Below are 1,329 nucleotides of genomic sequence, written 5' to 3' on the forward strand. Positions count from 1 at the left end.
CTGATGAATCCCCTAATGATTTTGGTAAAAATCATTAAGTTAAGGTGGATACACATCTTGTCATATGATCAAATGGTTTCGCGAAAAATCAATAATCAGACAACAAGATGTGCGAACTCGATATTTTACACGACTCTCTTTACCAATTCTGCCCCGAATTACACTTAAAACGACTCAACAGCTTAACGTTGGCTTGCCACGCATTACTTGACTGTAAAACTCTCACTCTTACCGAACTTGGCCGTAACCTGCCAACCAAAGCGAGAACAAAACATAACATCAAACGAATCGACCGATTGTTAGGTAATCGTCACCTCCACAAAGAGCGACTCGCTGTATACCGTTGGCATGCTAGCTTTATCTGTTCGGGCAATACGATGCCCATTGTACTTGTTGACTGGTCTGATATTCGTGAGCAAAAACGACTTATGGTATTGCGAGCTTCAGTCGCACTACACGGTCGTTCTGTTACTCTTTATGAGAAAGCGTTCCCGCTTTCAGAGCAATGTTCAAAGAAAGCTCATGACCAATTTCTAGCCGACCTTGCGAGCATTCTACCGAGTAACACCACACCGCTCATTGTCAGTGATGCTGGCTTTAAAGTGCCATGGTATAAATCCGTTGAGAAGCTGGGTTGGTACTGGTTAAGTCGAGTAAGAGGAAAAGTACAATATGCAGACCTAGGAGCGGAAAACTGGAAACCTATCAGCAACTTACATGATATGTCATCTAGTCACTCAAAGACTTTAGGCTATAAGAGGCTGACTAAAAGCAATCCAATCTCATGCCAAATTCTATTGTATAAATCTCGCTCTAAAGGCCGAAAAAATCAGCGCTCGACACGGACTCATTGTCACCACCCGTCACCTAAAATCTACTCAGCGTCGGCAAAGGAGCCATGGGTTCTAGCAACTAACTTACCTGTTGAAATTCGAACACCCAAACAACTTGTTAATATCTATTCGAAGCGAATGCAGATTGAAGAAACCTTCCGAGACTTGAAAAGTCCTGCCTACGGACTAGGCCTACGCCATAGCCGAACGAGCAGCTCAGAGCGTTTTGATATCATGCTGCTAATCGCCCTGATGCTTCAACTAACATGTTGGCTTGCGGGCGTTCATGCTCAGAAACAAGGTTGGGACAAGCACTTCCAGGCTAACACAGTCAGAAATCGAAACGTACTCTCAACAGTTCGCTTAGGCATGGAAGTTTTGCGGCATTCTGGCTACACAATAACAAGGGAAGACTTACTCGTGGCTGCAACCCTACTAGCTCAAAATTTATTCACACATGGTTACGCTTTGGGGAAATTATGAGGGGATCTCTCAG

Annotated in this window: 1 protein-coding gene; it reads left to right on the forward strand. The window is 44.0% G+C overall.

The window, feature by feature from the left end; genetic code table 11:
• Positions 1 to 107: 107 nt before the first annotated feature.
• Positions 108 to 1,316: an IS4-like element ISVsa5 family transposase gene (locus ACOTZF_RS25185; RefSeq protein ID WP_001339197.1), complete on the forward strand. Its 1,209-nt coding sequence runs from the start codon at positions 108 to 110 to the stop codon at positions 1,314 to 1,316.
• The last annotated feature ends 13 nt before the right edge of the window (positions 1,317 to 1,329 follow it).

The organism is Enterobacter cloacae complex sp. SHL021 (assembly GCF_049237765.1).
GTDB lineage: Bacteria > Pseudomonadota > Gammaproteobacteria > Enterobacterales > Enterobacteriaceae > Enterobacter > Enterobacter cloacae.

Bases quoted from the DNA above. Each gene is read 5' to 3' on its own strand.
- ACOTZF_RS25185 (WP_001339197.1), top strand. From the start codon at position 108: ATGTGCGAACTCGATATTTTACACGACTCTCTTTACCAATTCTGCCCC.